The sequence below is a fragment of the Novosphingopyxis baekryungensis DSM 16222 genome (assembly GCF_000420305.1).
GTDB lineage: Bacteria > Pseudomonadota > Alphaproteobacteria > Sphingomonadales > Sphingomonadaceae > Novosphingopyxis > Novosphingopyxis baekryungensis.
This window is the reverse complement of sequence record NZ_ATUR01000002.1, coordinates 252,254-270,640: the sequence shown is the minus strand read 5'-3', so window position 1 is coordinate 270,640 and position 18,387 is coordinate 252,254. Positions and strand designations below refer to the sequence as shown.

The following is an 18,387-nucleotide window of genomic DNA, read 5'->3' as shown; positions in this document are numbered from 1 at the left end:
CTGCCTATATAGCCCGCTTCCCAGCATTCCCAAAGGCCGCGCTTCTCTACCTCATGTCTTCCAATTCCCATCGTACCCGCCGCGATCGCTTCCATGGACGAGTGGGCGACGGCCAGCGCCTGTGCGACCACCCGGCCTGCGACGAGGCGGGCGAGTTTCGCGCGCCGCCGCCCGGCGGCCATGGCGGCGATGGGCCGGGCCAGTGGCGCTGGCTGTGCCTGGACCATGTCCGCGCGTTCAATGCGGGCTATGATTTTTTCGACGGCATGGGCGCGGACGAGATCTATCACGCCCAGTCCCCCATGGGCGGCTATTACAGCACGCGGTCCTGGGGCGCGGGCGCATCGCCGCCGCCGCGCTGGCAGGATTTCGATGATCCGCTGGACGCCATCGGCGCGCGCTTCCGCCGCACCATGTCGCGCGCCACGCCGGAAGGCACACCGCTCAGCGATGCCGATGCGCGCGCGCTCAAGACGCTGGGCCTTGCCCATGACGCGGACCGCAAGACCATCCGCCGCCGCTATTCGGAGCTGGTGCGCCGCTATCACCCCGATCGCAATGGCGGGGACCGCAGCCATGAGGACAAGCTGCAGACGGCGATCAAGGCCTATGAGCGGCTGAAGAAAAGCCCCGCCTTCAGCTGAGCCGCCGCTGTTGCGCTGCCTCAGTCCCGGTCCGGCGCGCCGAGCGGAAAAAGATGCCGGAAGGGCCGCGCCTCATCCACCACGCGGGCCACCGATGGCCGCGCCAGCAAGCGCGCGCGATAATCGCGCAAGGCGGTGCAATCGTCCGCTATCGGATGCGCCCAGTCGGCATAGAAAAGCGCGGGCGCGGCGGCGCAATCGGCCAGGGTGAAGCGCCCGGCGGCGGCCCAGTCGCGCTCTGCCATCCACTGGTCGAACCACCGATAGGCCTTGTCCAGCTTGGCCCGTGCCTGCGCCACGCCATGGGCATCGCGCTGCGCCGCGTCCCGCGCGGCATCGCCGGTGATGATCTGCATCGGCGCGGCAATATAATCGTCGAACAACCCGTCCATCTGCCGCGCTTCCACGGCTTTCAGCGCATCGGCAGGGATCATCGGCCCGGCAGACCCCTGCGCGGCATCCAGATATTCCACGATGGACGAGCTTTCGAGCACGGTGCGGTCCCCATCGACCAGGATCGGAAACTGCCCGGCGGGGGCCATGTCCATCACCGCTGCGCTGTTGTCCGGATGGCCGGCATCGACCATGCGAAAATCGAACGGGACGGATCGCTCGTACAGCGCAATCAGCGGTTTCCATACAAAGGCGGCGAAGCGGTGGCCATAAAGCTGGATCATCGGGCATCTCTCCTGTCACGGCGGGAGCGATTGGCCGCTCCTCTGCCGCCCCCGTCATGCGCCCCTGCCGCGGCACGTGCAACGCCGGAAAGATGGACCGGATGGCTTGCCGCCGGCATGGCAGCGGTTCTATTCCGCTAAGCATGACATCAGAAAAGCTAACCACCGCCCCCCGCAAACCGGCCAGCCGCCGCTATGATGAAGGCTGCGCCGCCACGCATGCGATGGATATCATCGGCCAGCGCTGGGCCCTGCCGGTGATGCGCGAGCTGATGCTGGGGCCGCGCCGCTTCGGCGATCTCAAGAACAGCATCAACGGCATCAGCGCCAATCTGCTGACCCAGCGGCTGGGGTCGCTGGAGGCGGGGGGCGTTCTGCGCCGCGCCACCTTGCCGCCGCCCGCCTCCGTGCCGGTCTATGAACTGACACGCTGGGGCCACGCCGCGCTGCCGCTGTTCGACGCGATGGGCCAATGGGGTGCACGCTCGCCCGGCCATGATCACCGCCGCCCGCTCAGCGCCACCGCCCTGCTGCTGACGCTGCGCAGCATGATCGACGGCGCGGCGGCCGCGCCGCTGGAGGGCACCATCCGCCTGACGCTGGATGGCGAGGATTTTTCGTGGACCAAGGATGGTGAGGACATCCGCCTCGCGCGCGGCACGCCGGACCGGTGGCGCGTCTCCATCGCCGGCGCGCCGGACGTGCTGGCCGGATGGCTGTTCGGGGAAGGCGAAGAGGCCATGCTGGCCGCTGCCGACCAGCTCAGCGTGGAGGGCGATCTCGATTTCGCCATGCGTTTTGCCGACTGTTTCGGCGCAGCAAGCAGCGACTTTTGAACGGCGACGGACATTGCAGCGCCCTGATGCGTTGCAACCTGAAACCTCAACCTTTACCTCCTTCTTTCGACTCTCCCCCGCGCCAGGAATTTCCATGACCGACTTGCCAAACTCCCAGCCCGACAGCCGCGCCGATACGGTGATGGATGCGCCCGACAAGATGGTCGATGCGAAAGAGCTGTTCGGCATTCCGTTCGACATGCAGGTGCCCGCCTTCAGCGAGGCGGACGAGCGCGTGCCCGATCTGGACCCGAGCTATGTGTTCGATCCGGATACCACCGCGGCGATCCTGGCGGGCTTTGCCTATAACCGCCGCGTGATGGTGCAGGGCTATCACGGCACGGGCAAATCGACCCATATCGAACAGGTGGCCGCGCGCCTCAACTGGCCGTGCATCCGCATCAATCTGGATGCGCATATCAGCCGCATCGATCTGGTGGGGCGCGATGCCATTGTGCTGAAGGACGGCCAGCAGGTCACCGAATTTCGCGAAGGCTTGCTGCCCTGGGCGCTGCAGACCCCCACCGCGCTGGTGTTCGACGAATATGACGCCGGCCGCCCGGACGTGATGTTCGTGATCCAGCGCGTGCTAGAGACCGAGGGCAAGCTGACCCTGCTGGATCAGAACCGCGTCATCCGCCCGAACAAATATTTCCGCATGTTCGCCACCGCCAACACCGTGGGTCTGGGCGATACCAGCGGGCTGTATCACGGCACGCAGCAGATCAACCAGGGCCAGATGGACCGCTGGAACATCGTGATCACGCTCAACTATCTGCCCGCCGCGACCGAAGCCAAGGTGGTGCTGAGCAAGGTGAGCGATACGCCGGAAGACACCGTGCAGAAGATGATCAAGGTCGCCGACCTGTCGCGGCAGGGCTTCGTCAATGGCGATATCTCCACCGTGATGAGCCCGCGCACCGTGATCAGCTGGGCGCAGAACACCACCATCTTCAACGATGTCGGCTTCGCCTTCCGCCTCAGCTTCCTCAACAAATGCGATGAGGCCGAGCGTCAGCTGGTCGCCGAATATTATCAGCGCGTCTTCGGCAAGGATCTGCCCGAAAGCGTGGCGGCAGGCCAGTAAGCGAGCGCGCCTTATCACCGACCGTACCCGCCTTGACGATCTGAAGTCCGCGCTGGCCGGCTGCGCACGCGCCATGGCCCATGATGCCGAGCTGGACGTGGCGTGGACCGCCGATGCGCCATCTGCATCGCGCGGCCATATGAAGCTGCCCATGCCCGCGCGCGATCTGCCGCCCGAGCAGATTGCCGAGGCGCGCGGCTATGCCGATCAGTTCGCGCTGCGCATGCGCCATCACGATGCCTCCGCCCACGCCGCCGCCCGCCCGCCCGAAGCGGTGGCGTCGGCAGCGTTCGATGCGGTGGAGAATGCCCGTATCGACGCGCTGGGATCGCGCGGCATGGAAGGCGTCGGCAACAATCTGGCCGCTGCGCTGGAGCAGCGGCTGCGCTCCGATGCCATCACGCGCGCGAAATCGCGCGACGATGTGCCGCTGTCGACCGCGCTGCAATTGATCGTGCGCGAGCGGCTGACCGGGCAGCCTGCCCCCAAGGCGGCGCAGGCCGGGCTGGATATGGTGCGGGACTGGATCGAGGAGCGCGCCGGGGACGATCTGGATTCGCTGGGCATGGCGCTGGACGATCAGCGCGCTTTTGCCGCGCTCACCCAGTCCATGCTGGAACATCTTGATCTGACTCAGGGCGACATCGAACCCGATCAGGGCGAGGATGGCGGCGACGAGGACGAAGACGACCTGTCCGAAGACCAACAGGAAGACGAGGACGAGCAGCAGGGCGACAGCGGCCAGACCGAAATGCGCGCCGAATCCGACGACAATGCCGAAGGGGACAGCGAAGAGCAGACCGACGGCGAGATGAACGACGATGGCGAGATGATGGAAGGCGATATGGGCGATGAGGGCATGCAGCCCGTCCGCCCCAACCGCCCCAACTGGGACCAGTCGCCCGATCTCGGCTATGACGTCTGGACCGACCGGTTCGACGAGATCGTGGAGGCCGCCGATCTGGTTGATGAGGAAGAGCTCACCCGCCTGCGCCAGTTCCTCGATCAGCAGCTCGCCAATCTGCAGGGCACCGTCACCAAATTGGCCCATCGCCTGCAGCGCCGCCTGATGGCGCAGCAGAACCGCAGCTGGGATTTCGATCAGGAAGAGGGCCTGCTGGATGCCGCGCGGCTGGCCCGCGTGGTCGTGAGCCCCGGCCATTCGCTCAGTTACAAGAGCGAGCGCGAGACCGAGTTTCGCGACACCATCGTCACCCTGCTGATCGACAATTCCGGCTCCATGCGCGGGCGACCCATCGGCATCGCCGCCGTCAGCGCCGAGATCCTGGCGCGTACGCTGGAACGGTGCGGTGTGAAGACCGAGATTCTCGGCTTCACCACCCGCGCCTGGAAGGGCGGCCAGTCGCGCGAGGATTGGCTCAACGCCGATCGCCCGGCCTCGCCCGGCCGCCTCAACGATCTGCGCCATATCATCTACAAGAAAGCCGACGAGCCGTGGCGCCGGGCCAAGCGCAATCTCGGCCTGATGATGCGCGAAGGGCTGCTGAAGGAAAATATCGACGGCGAGGCGCTGCTCTGGGCGCACAGCCGCATGATCGCGCGGCCCGAGGAACGCCGCATCATGATGGTGATATCGGACGGCGCGCCGGTGGATGACAGCACACTGTCGGTCAATCATGGTGCCTATCTGGAACAGCATCTGCGCAAGGTGATCGACTGGATCGAGACGCGCAGTCCTGTGCAGCTCGTCGCCATCGGCATCGGCCATGATGTGACCCGCTATTACAAGCGCGCCGTGACCATCATGGATGCCGAGCAGCTGGGCGGCACGATGATCGAGCAGCTGGCCGAGCTGTTTGAGGAGGAATAAGCCGATGGACGTCACGCAAGCCGTCACCAGCCGCCGCTCGATCCGCCATTTCCTCGACAAGCCGGTCGATCCCGCGGTGCTGAAGCAGGTGCTCGAAACCGCGCGGCGCTCGCCGTCGGGCGGCAATACGCAGCCGTGGAACGCCATCGTCCTCACAGGCCAGCCGCTGGCCGATTTTACCGCCGAGATGAAGCGCCGCGTCGCCGCCGCGCCCAAGGGCGGCGAGACCGAATATGATATCTATCCCGAGGGACTGGAAGGCCGGCATGAGCGCGAGCGGGTCGGCGTGGGCGAATCCATGTACGGCGCGCTGGAGATCGCGCGTGAGGACAAGGCGGCGCGCATCGGCCAGATGATGCGCAATTTCGACAGTTTTGGCGCGCCGGTGCAGCTGTTTACCTATACGCGCAAATATATGGGGCCCCCGCAGTGGAGCGACATGGGCATGTGGCTGCAGACCATCATGCTGCTGCTGCGCGAGGCCGGGCTGGACAGCTGCCCGCAGGAAATCTGGGCCCAATGGGGGCTGGATGTGAAGGAACTGCTCGGCATCGACGACGCGCATATCTTCTTTTGCGGCATGGCCATCGGCCACCGCGATCCGGCGCATGCCGTGAACAGGTTCGATGTTTCGCGCGCCTCGCTGGACGAGACGGTGGAATGGCGCGGATTTGGCGGCTAATGGTGGCGCCATGCCGCACACCACACCGCTCAAGCTCTATAACAGCCTGACCCGCAAGACCGAGGTCTTCCATCCCGTCCACAAGGGCCAGGCCAAGGTCTATAGCTGCGGGCCGACAGTGTATAATTACCCGCATATCGGCAATATGCGCGCCTATGTGTTTGCCGATACGCTGGGCCGCACGCTCAGCCTGAAGGGCTATGCCCTCACCCATGTGATCAACATCACCGATGTCGGCCATCTGACGGACGATGCCGATGCCGGTGAGGACAAGCTGGAAAAGGCCGCCGCCGCCAGCACGCAATCGATCTGGGACATCGCGAAACATTATACTGAGGCCTATTGGGCGGACATCGCCGCGCTGAATATCCGCGAGCCTGCGCACTGGTCGATCGCCACGGACTATGTGCCGCAGATGATTGAATTTGCCGAGACGATTGCTGCGCAGCATTGTTACGAGCTGGACAGCGGGCTTTATTTTGATGTCTCCTCCATCGATCAATATGGCAGCCTTGCCCGCCACAAGACCGATGATCTGGAAGGCCGGATCGACAGCGTGGACGGCAAGCGCCAGCCGCAGGATTTCGCCATCTGGCGCAAGACTCCGCCCGGCGAGAAACGGCAGATGGAATGGGACAGCCCCTGGGGCAAGGGCGCGCCGGGCTGGCATCTGGAATGCTCGGTCATGAGCGAGAAGCTGCTCGGCCTGCCCTTCGATATCCACACCGGCGGCATCGACCATCGCGAAATCCACCACCCCAACGAGATCGCCCAGAATCAGGCGTTTTGCGGGGCGGGGGGGCATGCCTGCGGCAGCGGCGCGAATATCTGGATGCACAATAATTTCCTGATCGACCGCACCGGCAAGATGAGCAAATCGAGCGGAGAATTCCTGCGTCTGCCGCTGCTGATCGAGAAAGGCGTGCACCCCCTCGCCTATCGGCTGATGTGCCTGCAGGCGCATTATCGCAGCGAGCTGGAGTTCAGCTGGGACAATCTGGCGGCGGCGCTGACCCGCCTGAAGCGGCTGGTGCTCGGCGCACAAAAGCTCAAGGAGCATGAGGATGAACGCGATATATCGCATCCGCTGATCCTGCAGGCCAAAGCGGACTTCGAGGCCGCCATGTCGGACGATCTGAACACGCCCAAGGCGCTGATCACGGTGGAACAGGTCATCGCCATGAAGCGCGTGTGCGACGGTGATCGCTATCGCCTGGTGATGCAGATGGACGAGGTGCTGGGCCTCGATCTGCTGCATCTGGACCGTGAAGATCTGCGGATCCGCCCGGCAGACGCGCAGCTGACCGAGGAAGAGGTCCTTGCGCGCATGATGGAGCGGCAGGCGGCGCGCGATGAACGCGATTTCGAACGCTCCGACCGGATTCGCGACGAACTGACCGATGCCGGCATCGAGTTGATGGATGGCGACCCGCTCGGGTGGGAATGGAAACTCAGCCTGTAATCTTCGCGTAGCCGAACATAGCGCAGACCCCGCGCATAGCCGAAAAAGGAAAACCGCCATCACCAAAGCCGTCCTGCCCGCCATGGCCCGCCCGCTGATCGAACCGCATCTGCCCGCCGGGCTGGACGTGCACTGGTTTGCCAGCCGCGAGGAGGCCGTTGCCGGGGCGAAGGACGCCGAAATCGGGTGGCTGGACATGAACGACAAAACCGCGATGCGCGCCGCGCTGGACGGCGCGGCGCATCTGAAATGGCTCTCCACCATCTATGCCGGGCTCGATCATTTCCCGATCGAGAAACTGATCCGGGAGGGCGTGATGCTGACCAATGGCGTGGGCATCAACACGATTTCGGTGGCCGAATATGCGGTGCTCGGCATGCTCGCACTGGCCAAGCGCTATGATGAGGTGGTGCGGCTGGCCGACCGGCATGCGTGGACCGACAGCCCCCCCGGCAATCGCGAGCTGTATGAAAGCAAGGCGCTGATCCTGGGTTATGGCGCGATCGGCGCGGCCATCGGCGACCGGCTGCGCGCCTTTGGCGTGGAGGTGACCGGCGTTGCGCGAAGCCCGCGCCCGGATCAGGGCGTGATCGGTCAGGATGACTGGCGCGCGCGGCTGGGAGAGTTCGACTGGCTGGTGATCGCCCTGCCATCGACCAGCGAAACCGAGCAGCTGATCCGCCAGCAAGAATTCGACGCGATGAAGACGGGCGCGCTCCTGTGCAACATCGCGCGCGGCGACATCTTGGATCAGGACGCGCTGATCGCGGCGCTGAAGGGCGGGCGGCTGGCCGGGGCCTATCTCGACGTGACCGACCCGGAGCCGCTGCCCGCCGATCATCCGCTGTGGGACGCGCCGAACACGCTGCACAGCATGCATCTGTCGGGCCGATCGACGCAGAAGATGTTCCAGCGGGCCGGCGCCCTGTTTCTGGAAAATCTGAAGCGATATCTGGCCGGTGAGCCGATGCAGAATGTGGTCGATCTGGACCGCGGCTACTGAGGAGTAACGGAGGGGGGCCAACCCGGCTCTGCCGCCCGCGCGGCGCCGATCGTCAGCTCAGCGGCGCGGCGATGATGCTGGCGAACGGTGCGCGCTGCTGCAGCCGTTCGAAATAGGCCTCCACCTGCGCGAACCGCCGGGTGGCGATATCCAGCTGATACCAGCGGTTGAGCGTCAGCGCGGCGGGAATATCCGCCAGCGTGAATGCCGCGCCGCCCAGATAGGCGTTGTCGCTGAGCCGCCGTTCCATCGCCGCCAGCAGCGTCTCGCTCTGCGCAACCGATGCTGCGATCGCACGCTCGTCCCGGTCGGCCGCAGCCGTGCGCACGGTCTGCATGAACGCGCTGCGCATGGCGGGCCAGAACAGGCTGGCCTGCCAGTCCATCCAGCTTTCGCAGACATAACGCGCCTCCAGCGATGCGGGAAACAACGCCGCGCCGCCTTTGGCATCGCACAGATAGCGGCAGATGCTGTTCGATTCGAACAGGCTGAAATCGCCATCGCGCAGGGCGGGCACCAGCCCGCCGGGGTTCATGCTGCGAAAATCGGCCGTGTCGGTGCCGCCAAAGGCACCGCCGGCATCGATCCGTTCATAGGTGCAGCCCAGTTCCTCCAGCGTCCAGATGACCTTCTGGACATTGATGGAATTGGCCCGCCCCCATAGCGTGATCGATGCCGCCGCGCTCAAATGCCGTCGCCCATGCTCAGCAGGGTGGCGTTGCCGCCCGCGCTGGTCATGTCCGTGCTCGTGGTGCGTTCGGCGCAGAAGCGATAGAGATAATGCGGCCCGCCAGCCTTTGGCCCGGTGCCCGAAAGCCCTTCCCCGCCAAAGGGTTGCGAACCGACGATGGCGCCGATCATCGAACGGTTGATGTAGAGATTGCCGACCTCGGCGCGTTTTTCCACCTGATCGGCGGCGCGCAGGATGCGGCTGTGGATCCCCATGGTCAGGCCGTATCCCTTGGCGTTCACACGATCGACCGTGCGGTCCAGCTCGCCGCCCTTCCAGGTGGCGACATGGATGATCGGGCCGAACCATTCCTTGTCCAGATCGTCCATCGAATCGAGATGGATCAGCGTGGGCGGCACGAACAGCCCCTTGTCCTTGCCCGGCACCGCGCAGCTGTGGATCACATTCTTGTGCCACGCTTCGCGATAGGCGTTGAGCTTGTAATAGCTCGGCTCGTCGATCACCGGGCCGATATCGGTATCGGGCTCATGCGGATCGCCGATCACCAGCGCATCCATCGCGCCCTTCAGCATCTCGATCGTGCGATCATAGACCTCTTCCTGAATCAGCAGCAGCCGCATGGCCGAACAGCGCTGGCCAGCGGATTGGAAACCGGAAATGATCACGTCGCGCACAACCTGCTCGGTCAGCGCGGTGGAATCGACGATCATGGTGTTGATGCCGCCGGTTTCCGCGATCAGCGGGATCAGCGGGCGGTCGTCCTCGGCCACAAGGCTGCGCGCGATGACCTTGGACGTCGCGTTGCTGCCGGTGAAGGCGATGCCCGCGATGCGCCGGTCATAGGTCAGCGCCGCGCCGGTCTCCGCGCCGCCGACGGCCAGCTGCAGCGCGCCGCGCGGCACACCGGCCTCACGGGCAAGGCGAACGGCCAGCGCAGCGATCTGCGGCGTCTGCGGGGCGGGCTTGGCCACCACCGTGTTGCCCGTCACCAGCGCGGCGGCCACCTGCCCCACGAAAATCGCCAGCGGGAAGTTCCACGGCGCAATGCAGGCCCATACCCCCCGGCCCTCCATGCGCAGGATATTCTGCTCCCCCGTCGGCCCCGGCAGTTCGATCGGCTTCAGCTTTTCGCGCGCCTGCGCGGCATAATAGCGGCAGAAATCCACTGCCTCGCGCACATCGCCCAGCGCGTCGGGAATGTTTTTATTCGCCTCCTGGACGAGCACCGCCATCAGCTCTTCGCGGCGCTCCTCCATCAGATCGGCGAATTTTTCCAGACAGGCGGCACGCTTGTCGATCGAGGTCATCGACCAGTCGCGGAACGCCCGGTGGCACGTGTCGATACATTCATCGACATCCTTCTCGCCGCGCAGCGCCACGGTGACCGGCTTGCGCAAACGCTCGGCCAAGCCTTGCAGATTTTCGCGGTCCTCCAGATCCAGCCCGATGCTGTTCTTGCGCTCGGGCATGAACAGGTCCTGCGGCAGCGCGATGCCGGGGTGGCGCGTGCCGCCCACGGCCTCGACCTTGTCCACCGGGTCCGCCAGCAGTTCATCCTCGTTCACGTCGCTGGAGGTGAACTGATGCACAAAGCTCGTATTGGCGCCATTTTCCAGCAGTCGCCGGACGAGATAGGCCAGCAGATCGGCATGACCGCCGACCGGCGCATAGGTGCGCACGCGATAGCCCTCGTCGCGCGCCATGCGCTCATACAGTCCCTCGCCCATGCCGTGCAGGCGCTGGAATTCGTACCCGTCCTTGGGCAGACCGGCTTCGGACGTCCAGTGCAGCAGCGTGGCGATGGTGAGTGCATTATGAGTGGCGAAAGCGGGCACCAGATGGCGGCTGCGGATCATCTCGCGCGCGCAGGCCAGATAGCTGACATCGGTGGCGATCTTGCGGGTGAACAGCGGGAAATCGCTGAGGCCCATTTCCTGCGTATGCTTGATCTCGGTGTCCCAATAGGCGCCTTTGACCAGCCGCGTGTTGATCTTGCTGCCCGTTTCCGCGCCGAGCGCATCGGCCCATTTCACGACCGCGAGGCCGCGCTTGGAATAGGCCTGAATCGCCATGCCGAAGCCGTCCCAACCTTCCAGCGAGGGATGGCGCGCGACATCGCGAATGATGTCCAGGCTGATCATCAGCCGCTCGGATTCCTCGGCATCGACGGTCAGCGCCACGCCGGATTCGCGGCACCGCAGCGCCAGATCGAGCACCATCTCGGAAATGATCGGGATGCAGATGCCCGCGCGTGCAGGCTCATAGCGTGGATGCAGCGCGGAGAGCTTGACCGAGATGCTGTGTCCATTGCCCGCAGCGCCCGCCACATCGGCGGCGTGGCGATAGGATTCGAAATAGCGATAGGCATCGTCCATCGTGCGCGCCGCCTCGCCCAACATGTCGAAGCTGGCGACGAAGCCGCGATTCTCGCGCTTGTTCATGCGCCCGATGGCTTCTTCGATATTGCGGCCCATGACGAACACTTCGCCCATCAGCTTCATCGCCTGACTGACGGCGCGGCGGACGAACGGCTCCCCGCTGCGCGCCACCAGTCGGCGCAGCACATTGGCCTCCGGCGATGCGCCGACCACGGCCTTGCCGAGCACCAAACCCCAGGTGGCGCTGTTGACCATCTTGTTGGCGGACGCACCGGCATGTGCGCCCCAATCCGCGCCGCCCATCTTGTCCGATATCAGGCGATCCGACGTATAGGCATCGGGCACGCGCAAAAACGCTTCGGCCAGCGACAGCAGCGCCGTGCCTTCTTCCGTGCCGAGGCGATATTCCTGCAGGAACTGATTGACCCAGCCCTTGGACTGGCCCGCCCGCAGATCGACCAGCAGACGCTGCGCCTTGGATAGGATCAGCGCCCGTTCGTCCGGCCCTGTCTTGGCCTGCATGACGAGGGGAGCGAGCACTTCAGGCTCGGCTTTGCGATGAAGGTCGCGCAGCTCGCCGCGCAGGTCGTCACTCGTGATCATGAAACTCCATAGTCCTGGACGTGTAAGGAATGCCGATAGAATGGTTCGAACGTCCGATAGGCTCCCAATCGCATGATGGCGGGGGGTCGTGCAAGGAAAGCAGAGACTTGGCCAACCTATATCAGCTTTTTGCCAAGGCCATCGCCCGGCATCCGGCAGAAGCGGAACAACAGATTGGCGAAGCGGGAAGTCGAACGGCGTGCAGCCGGGCGGGGAAATGGGGGCCGACGTCTCGACGTGCCGACCCCCACCCCCGGTTACGCAACGCGGGGGTTTCCCCCTCCAGCCATCCGCCGAAACGCGGCGAACGGCATAGAGAAAGCGACAAGGCAGGCTGGCTTCGAAACGCGAAGTTGCTTTGCCCCGTCGATGAGCTTGGTATGGACGGGCGGCGTTGAGCGGGCGCTGAATGGCGCTTTTATCATTGGTTCATGTTGAGGGCCTTGAACATGAACAGATTGACATTCAAACGCCGCTGGACCCTGCTGGCCATCGCGCTGCTGATCCTGCTCAGCACCTTTGCCACCGGTGGCGAACGGCAACATCGCCCGAACAACGATCAGGCGATCGCCGCCGAAGCCCTTCCGCTCGATCCGCGCAGCCCCGCACGCACCGAGCTAGGCCAATTGCGCTTTCTGGGCGCATGGGCGCTGACCAGCGAGAATGACCGCTTTGGCGGCATCAGTGGCCTGATCGCTTTGCCGGACAAGCATTTCATCGCCATCGGGGATGCGGGCACCGTGATCGGCTTCGGGCTTGGCCGGGACGCGCGCATCGTGGACCCGTTCATCCGCCCTTTGCCCTGGCGCGGCAATCAGGAGGAAGAGCCGGAATTCGAAGAGCGCGATTCGGAAGCCGCGCTGCGCGATCCGCGAACCGGCAAATTCTGGGTCAGTTTCGAAAATCACCCATCCTTGCGGCGATATTCGGCCGATTTCACCAAGGAGGAACTGACCCTGCGGCCCAAGGCGATGAAAGCCTGGCCCACGAACAGCGGTGCCGAATCGCTTGCCCGGCTGAACGATGGCCGGTTCCTGATATTGAGCGAAGGCGGCAAGGGCCCGGACGGCAGCTATGATGCGCTGCTCTATCCGCGCGCACCGGAACCGGGCATGCGCCCGATTCGCTTCGGCTATCGTCCGCCTGACGGCTTCAAGGCCACGGACGCGGACGTGTTGCCCGATGGCCGCGTGGTCATCCTGCACCGCCGCCTCGCCTTTCCCAGCGGGCTCAGCGCCTCCATCGGTATCGCCGATCCGGCGGACATCCGCCCCGGCAAGGTCTGGCAGGCGACCGAACTCGCGCGGCTCGAATCGCCCCTGGCCGTGGACAATATGGAAGGGCTGGCGGTGACGCAGGAGGATGGGCGCGATATCGTCTGGATCATCTCCGATGACAATTTCAACGCCTTCCAGCGCACGCTGCTGATGAAGTTCGCGCTGCCCGGCCTCCGTGCCGATCGCGGCGGCGCGCCGGGGTTCGAGAGCCTGTCAGACTGACGCACGCCGCCGGTGCTGCGTGTTTTGGGGATGGCGAGAGCGGCGGATAACGGCGCCAGCCAGCGCCGCCGTGCAGGCTTGCAATGTAGGAAATTTGCTGACCCTATCGGGCGTTAGCGCTCTTTGATCCTGTAGGAAATATTCGGTCGCGCGCCGGCAATCGATCCGTGTTCACTTTGTCAACTTTGCGCCAGTTCGTTGCGCGGGCAACGTTGCGTCAGTTCGTTGCGCGCTGGCCACCCAGACGGCGGACACGACAAAACCCCCGGCGCCAGCAGGCAACGGGGGTTTCGACAGGTCGCGATGGAAAAAGCGGTTGGCGCGCCCGATCAGGCGGCGGCGGAAAGCTTCTTCGCGATGTCCTTCTTCACCTTGCGCGCATTGTCGCTCAGCTTGCTGTCGGACGTCTTCATCAGCCAGTTGTCCAGCCCGCCATTATGCTCGACGGAGCGCAGGCCGGCGGTGGACACGCGGAACTTGATGCCCCGGTCCAGCGCATCGGACAGCAGCGTCACGTCATGCAGGTTGGGCAGGAATACCCGCTTGGTCTTGTTGTTGGCGTGGCTGACATTGTTGCCGACCATGCGGCCCTTGCCAGTCAATTCGCAAATGCGCGACATCGTTCGTTCCCGATTATCATCTATGGGTGGAAAGCGATGGGCCTTAGCGCTGGTAGAGCGACGCGTCAACGGCGCTGCATGATCATGGCCGCTATGAAAAGGCCCATCGGGGCGGATTCTAGGGATTGGCCTGATGGGCCAGCTGCCGTCCCACCCGGGCCGTCTGAATGAGGAACAGGATGATGAACAGCGCGCCGACAGCGCCCACGAACATGTCGAAGCCGGACAGCAGACCCTGCCAGTTTTCCCCCGGGCCAAGCAACATCATGAGGATGGTCATGGCAATCAGCACGAAGCGCAGCTCGGTTGGCCCGGCCGCCAGATAGGAAAGCTTCATCTCGCCCATGACATGCACCGAGAGATAGGCATGGATGGACAATAGCAGGTAACCGATCATGGCCGTGAAGGCGATGTCCAGCCGGACATAGGGGCTGGCCCCGATGCCTGCGAGGATCAGCAGCGTGGTGATGCCGTCGCAGCTATGATCGATAAAATACCCGAATCGCGGTCGCTCGATCTTGCGCCAGCGCGCAATGCTGCCGTCCAGCGAATCGCCGAACCACTGCACGCCGTAGCCGGCAATGGCGAGCAGCAGCCATTCCGGCCCGTCCAGACTGGCGGCATAACCGGCGAAGATCATCACCGCGCCCACCAGGCCGATCGATGTCAGGACATCCGGTGTCACCCACATGGGCAGCCGGGGGCAGATCCAGTTGAGCAGCCGCCGCTCACTTCGCGCGAGGACATTTTGCTGGATACGGGTGATCGGCGCGGTATCGGTTGATGTTGTTTTGACCATTGCCGCTTATCGCGCCCCTCTGTCCAATGAGCAACTGGTGATGCATTTAGCGACCGGGCAGCAGCTTGAGAGCGGGCCCAGGGGGCCGGTTTCTCCGCCCCAGATCGGATAGCGCAGAGCGGACAAGGACATCGGCGAAGGAACCGGCACCCGATGCGCCCGTTGAAGGATTAGATCGAACCCGAAACGAATGGAGAATATCATCATGCGCAAGATCTTGACCGTGGCGTCCGCCCTGTCCCTTGGCCTTACCATGGCCGCCTGCAGCGTGGACAAGACCGAAGATGGCGAAGCGCCGACCATGGATGTCGATGCCGACGCAGGCGAGCTTCCCGAATATGATGTCGACACCCCCGATGTGAATGTCGGCACCGAAACGCAGACGGTGGATGTGCCGGACGTGGACGTGAATACGACGGAAGAGACCGTTGAGGTGCCCACCGTAGACGTCGAACCAGCCAACTGATGACCGTAGCAAAAATCCTGCTGATCATACTGGCGATCCTGCTGCCGCCTATTGCGGTGCTGGTGCACAAGGGTGTTTCCAAGCCCTTCTGGATCGACCTGATCTTGACGATCCTGTTGTATCTGCCTGGCCAGATCTATGCCGTCTATGTGGTCCTGACCGAATAGACCGATGCCACTGAAAAGGGCGAGCCACTGGATGCGCGAGGCATTGGTGCTCGCCTGTGAAGCGCGCGACCGGGACGAAGTTCCGGTCGGCGCACTTGTCGTGCGTGGAGATCGCATCATCGGGCGCGGTGCCAATGCCCCCCGCCGCGATCACGACCCAACAGCCCATGCCGAAATCCTAGCCCTGCGGCAGGCCGCCGCGCTATCGGGCGACGATCGGCTGACGGGTTGCGATCTGTATGTCACGCTGGAGCCTTGTGCGATGTGCGCCGGCGCCATTGCCCATGCCCGCATCCGGCGCCTCTATTATGGTGCGCCCGACCCCAAGGGCGGCGCGGTCGCGCACGGGCCAAGGCTGTTCGATCAGCCGACCGTACACCACCAGCCGGAGGTCTATGGCGGCATCGGCGAAGAGGAAGCCGCAGACCTGCTCAGGCAGTTCTTCCAGTCACGGCGATGACGATCGGACTTTCGTTGGAAACAACCGGATCAGTGGACGAACCGGGCCACCACTTCGCGATAGCTGCGGCTGACCTTTACCTGCGCGCCTGATCCCAGCACCAGAAAACATTCGCCATTGGTATGCGGCTTCACCTGCCGCACCTGATTGAGATTGACGATCGTGGACCGGTGGACCCGCTGGAAAACGCGGGGGTCCAGGCGCTTTTCCAGGTCCTTCATGGTCTCGCGCAGGATCAGGGAATTGTCCGCGGTATAGATGCACATATAGTCGCCCGCCGCATCGATCCGCTCGATCGTGTCGACATCCACGCGGAAGATCTGTCCCCGGTCTTTGACATTGATGAGCTGCTCATAGCGCCCGGCCTGCAGCTCCTCGTCATTGGCGATATTGTCGGCCGCCTCCGGCGCGACCTCGTTGATCACCTCGCGCAGCCGCTCAACCTCCTCGGACTGCTTGCGCTGGCTCATGCGATCGCGAATGCGCACCATCGTATCGGCCAGCCGGTCTTCCTCCACCGGCTTCATCAGATAATCGATGGCGTTGGCCTCGAAAGCGCGCACGGCATGGTCCGAATAGGCCGTCACGAACACGAACATGGGCGGATCGATATCCATGACGCCCTGCACCACGGAAAAACCGTCGAAGCCCGGCATCTGGATGTCCAGAAACACCAAATCGGGCTTCAGCGTCTTGATCTTGCGAATAGCCTCGCGGCCATTGTTGCAGGTCGCCACGACCTCCACATCCTCGATCTTTTCGAGCCGCAGTTCGAGACCCTGTACGGCCAGCTTCTCGTCGTCGACGACGATGGTGCGGATGGTCATGCGTTTATCATTCCTCTGCTTTCGGGTGTGCCCCCGGCAGTCAATCCAGTCTCGCTCCCCGGCGCGACAGGAAGTTCATAGGGTATCTCGACGATCACCTCAAATCCGCCGCCCGGCGGAGAGGAAATGTCGAAACGATGGTTGGTTCCATAGGCCTGCATCAGGCGCTCGCGCGTGTTCGCCATGCCGACGCCGGTGGATGTCATCGCCTTGTCCGGCTTGGCCATCTGCAGGCCAGGGCCGGTATCGATCACGGATATGCGTACATGGTCCCCGATGCGCTGTGCCCGCACATGGATGTCCGCCCCTTCCTCCTTGGGCGTCACGGCGTATTTGATCGCGTTCTCGACAAGCGGCTGCAACAGCAGCGAGGGGATCAGCGCATCGCAGGCGGCATCTTCGATATCGAAGTCCGGACGCAGCCGCTCCTCGAACCGCATCTTCTCGATATCCAGATACAGTTTCAGCGTTTCGATTTCCTTGGCCACCGTCACGCGCGCGGAGGCCTCGTTGACCAGCGTGAAGCGCAGGAAAGAAGAAAGGCGGGACAGCATGGCATTGGCCGGCTCCGTCTGCTTCAGAAGCACCAGCGTGGAAATCGAATTCAGCGTGTTGAACAGGAAATGCGGGTTGAGCTGGTAGCGCAGCATGGTCAGCTGAGCGCTGGTGGCCTGCGCCTCCAGCCGAAACAGCTGATCGGCCTGCTCTTCGGCGCGGACATAGAAGTTGATGGCAAAGTACAAGGCCGACCATGCCGAGAGCGTCATGCCGGGCAACAGCAGCGATCCGGCAAGGATGCTGGTAAAGCCGCGTTCCGTCACCGCCGTGAGCTGAAAGACCCAGGCATCCATGAAGGCATAGACCATGATGGCCACCGTCAGGCTGGCCAGCACGCCGCTCCAGATGACCAGCGGCCGCCGATCGAACACGATGCGATAGACCACCGACAGGATCAGCGAGATCGAATAGCCGGTGATGGTGGAGATCAGCAGCGGCACCAGCTTGTCGAGCGACACCTGATTGGCAATCGCCGTACCCGCGCGAAAGATCAGCGCCCCGGCCCAGCCCGCGCTGTGCAAGTTCCAGAATGCCCTGTTCTTGTTCGAAAAGAACGGTTCGATAGACAGTTCGACAATCGCCATCCCGGCAATCCATAGCGCCAAGCCGTGGCGGCCCCAAATTATTTAGCGCGGCCGTTCTCCAAGCTGTTATATATCACTGACTGGCGGAGAGATTACGCATGGAGCCATTGCCGCCATCATGTTTGCGCCGGTCGCTGGGCGATGTCTGCGGACGGCGCGCCGCGTGATCTTGCCGCTGGTGCTCCTGCTGCAAACAGCTTCAGCGAATATACCGGCGGCGCCGCCAGCGGAGCGGTCGGAATTGGCGCAAATGGAGAGCTTCGATCTTACGAACCTTCACAGCAGCCCCCCGCCTGAAGACGAGGATATCATCATCGTACGTGCAGACCAGGCGAAATATCGAGTTAACCAGACACTAGATCTTCGCTTTGAAGAGGATGGCAAGGCGGAATTCGGATTGCCAGGCGGCGCGCGCGGGGCCGTCGAGGCAGAGGCGATTGAGATTGCTCCAGGGATCCAGAGCAACCGGCTGATGTTTCGAGTAAAAACGCCCTTTTAATCGTTGGAATGTCC

The 18,387-nt window shown here is 63.7% G+C and carries 19 protein-coding genes; 12 read left to right on the top strand and 7 right to left on the bottom strand.

Annotation, left to right across the window (positions count from 1 at the left end; all coding sequences use genetic code 11):
• Positions 1-53 precede the first annotated feature (53 nt).
• Complete coding sequence (locus G410_RS0101400) at positions 54-644, top strand: J domain-containing protein (RefSeq protein WP_028970923.1); 591 nt, start codon at positions 54-56, stop codon at positions 642-644.
• A 20-nt stretch (positions 645-664) separates the two neighbouring features.
• Here G410_RS0101400 and G410_RS0101395 read toward each other — a convergent pair whose 3' ends face one another.
• Complete coding sequence (locus tag G410_RS0101395; RefSeq protein WP_022671872.1) at positions 665-1,321, bottom strand: glutathione S-transferase family protein; 657 nt, start codon at positions 1,319-1,321, stop codon at positions 665-667.
• 143 nt (positions 1,322-1,464) lie between these two features.
• Here G410_RS0101395 and G410_RS0101390 point away from each other — a divergent pair, with 143 nt between their 5' ends.
• The 6 genes from G410_RS0101390 (at position 1,465) to G410_RS0101365 (ending at position 8,222) form a co-directional block, all read left to right on the top strand.
• Complete coding sequence (locus G410_RS0101390) at positions 1,465-2,157, top strand: winged helix-turn-helix transcriptional regulator (protein WP_028970921.1); 693 nt, start codon at positions 1,465-1,467, stop codon at positions 2,155-2,157.
• Positions 2,158-2,251: 94 nt separating this feature from the next.
• The gene (gene cobS / locus G410_RS0101385; RefSeq protein WP_022671870.1) at positions 2,252-3,244 is read left to right on the top strand and encodes a cobaltochelatase subunit CobS; all 993 of its coding nucleotides are present in this window, start codon (positions 2,252-2,254) and stop codon (positions 3,242-3,244) included.
• A gap of 13 nt (positions 3,245-3,257) precedes the next feature.
• Entirely contained in the window at positions 3,258-5,075 is a 1,818-nt protein-coding gene (gene cobT, locus G410_RS0101380; RefSeq protein ID WP_028970920.1) for a cobaltochelatase subunit CobT, read from the top strand.
• Between the two features lie 4 nt (positions 5,076-5,079).
• A complete protein-coding gene (locus G410_RS0101375) occupies positions 5,080-5,757 on the top strand; it encodes a nitroreductase (RefSeq protein ID WP_022671868.1) in 678 nt (225 codons plus the stop codon).
• A 10-nt stretch (positions 5,758-5,767) separates the two neighbouring features.
• Positions 5,768-7,219, top strand: a complete 1,452-nt coding sequence (gene cysS / locus G410_RS0101370; RefSeq protein WP_022671867.1) for a cysteine--tRNA ligase — start codon at positions 5,768-5,770, stop codon at positions 7,217-7,219.
• Positions 7,220-7,301: 82 nt separating this feature from the next.
• Positions 7,302-8,222: a D-2-hydroxyacid dehydrogenase gene (locus G410_RS0101365; RefSeq protein WP_022671865.1), complete on the top strand. Its 921-nt coding sequence runs from the start codon at positions 7,302-7,304 to the stop codon at positions 8,220-8,222.
• Positions 8,223-8,274: 52 nt separating this feature from the next.
• Here G410_RS0101365 and G410_RS18105 read toward each other — a convergent pair whose 3' ends face one another.
• On the bottom strand, positions 8,275-8,910 hold the full coding sequence (locus tag G410_RS18105) for a glutathione S-transferase family protein (RefSeq protein ID WP_022671864.1): 636 nt from the start codon (positions 8,908-8,910) through the stop codon (positions 8,275-8,277).
• Positions 8,907-11,894: an L-glutamate gamma-semialdehyde dehydrogenase gene (locus G410_RS0101355; RefSeq protein ID WP_022671863.1), complete on the bottom strand. Its 2,988-nt coding sequence runs from the start codon at positions 11,892-11,894 to the stop codon at positions 8,907-8,909. Before G410_RS0101355 ends, G410_RS18105 begins: the two co-directional genes overlap by 4 nt.
• A gap of 449 nt (positions 11,895-12,343) precedes the next feature.
• Here G410_RS0101355 and G410_RS15160 point away from each other — a divergent pair, with 449 nt between their 5' ends.
• A complete protein-coding gene (locus tag G410_RS15160; RefSeq protein WP_022671862.1) occupies positions 12,344-13,393 on the top strand; it encodes an esterase-like activity of phytase family protein in 1,050 nt (349 codons plus the stop codon).
• Positions 13,394-13,722: 329 nt separating this feature from the next.
• Here G410_RS15160 and rpmB read toward each other — a convergent pair whose 3' ends face one another.
• Both rpmB and G410_RS0101340 read right to left on the bottom strand, forming a co-directional pair.
• On the bottom strand, positions 13,723-14,013 hold the full coding sequence (rpmB, locus tag G410_RS0101345) for a 50S ribosomal protein L28 (RefSeq protein WP_022671861.1): 291 nt from the start codon (positions 14,011-14,013) through the stop codon (positions 13,723-13,725).
• Between the two features lie 118 nt (positions 14,014-14,131).
• Positions 14,132-14,812 (bottom strand): CDP-alcohol phosphatidyltransferase family protein, encoded by a 681-nt coding sequence (locus G410_RS0101340; protein ID WP_022671860.1) that lies wholly within the window; start codon positions 14,810-14,812, stop codon positions 14,132-14,134.
• A gap of 205 nt (positions 14,813-15,017) precedes the next feature.
• On the opposite strand from G410_RS0101340, the gene G410_RS0101335 reads away from it, so the two are divergent.
• From G410_RS0101335 to tadA, 3 genes are read left to right on the top strand one after another with little or no spacing between them, the layout of a single operon-like run.
• Complete coding sequence (locus G410_RS0101335; RefSeq protein ID WP_051137187.1) at positions 15,018-15,278, top strand: hypothetical protein; 261 nt, start codon at positions 15,018-15,020, stop codon at positions 15,276-15,278.
• Positions 15,278-15,445 carry a YqaE/Pmp3 family membrane protein gene (locus tag G410_RS17230; protein ID WP_022671858.1) on the top strand — a complete coding sequence of 56 codons (168 nt, stop codon included), beginning with the start codon at positions 15,278-15,280 and terminating at the stop codon, positions 15,443-15,445. Before G410_RS0101335 ends, G410_RS17230 begins: the two co-directional genes overlap by 1 nt.
• Positions 15,446-15,476: 31 nt before the next feature.
• A complete protein-coding gene (tadA, locus tag G410_RS0101325) occupies positions 15,477-15,905 on the top strand; it encodes a tRNA adenosine(34) deaminase TadA (RefSeq protein ID WP_022671857.1) in 429 nt (142 codons plus the stop codon).
• A gap of 29 nt (positions 15,906-15,934) precedes the next feature.
• Here tadA and G410_RS0101320 read toward each other — a convergent pair whose 3' ends face one another.
• Both G410_RS0101320 and G410_RS15155 read right to left on the bottom strand, forming a co-directional pair.
• Complete coding sequence (locus G410_RS0101320) at positions 15,935-16,732, bottom strand: LytR/AlgR family response regulator transcription factor (protein ID WP_022671856.1); 798 nt, start codon at positions 16,730-16,732, stop codon at positions 15,935-15,937.
• A complete protein-coding gene (locus tag G410_RS15155) occupies positions 16,729-17,874 on the bottom strand; it encodes a sensor histidine kinase (RefSeq protein WP_084488920.1) in 1,146 nt (381 codons plus the stop codon). The genes G410_RS0101320 and G410_RS15155 overlap by 4 nt, the downstream gene beginning before the upstream one ends.
• Before the next feature lie 118 nt (positions 17,875-17,992).
• Between G410_RS15155 and G410_RS0101310 the strand changes: the two genes are divergently transcribed.
• Complete coding sequence (locus G410_RS0101310; protein ID WP_022671854.1) at positions 17,993-18,373, top strand: hypothetical protein; 381 nt, start codon at positions 17,993-17,995, stop codon at positions 18,371-18,373.
• Positions 18,374-18,387 lie beyond the last annotated feature (14 nt).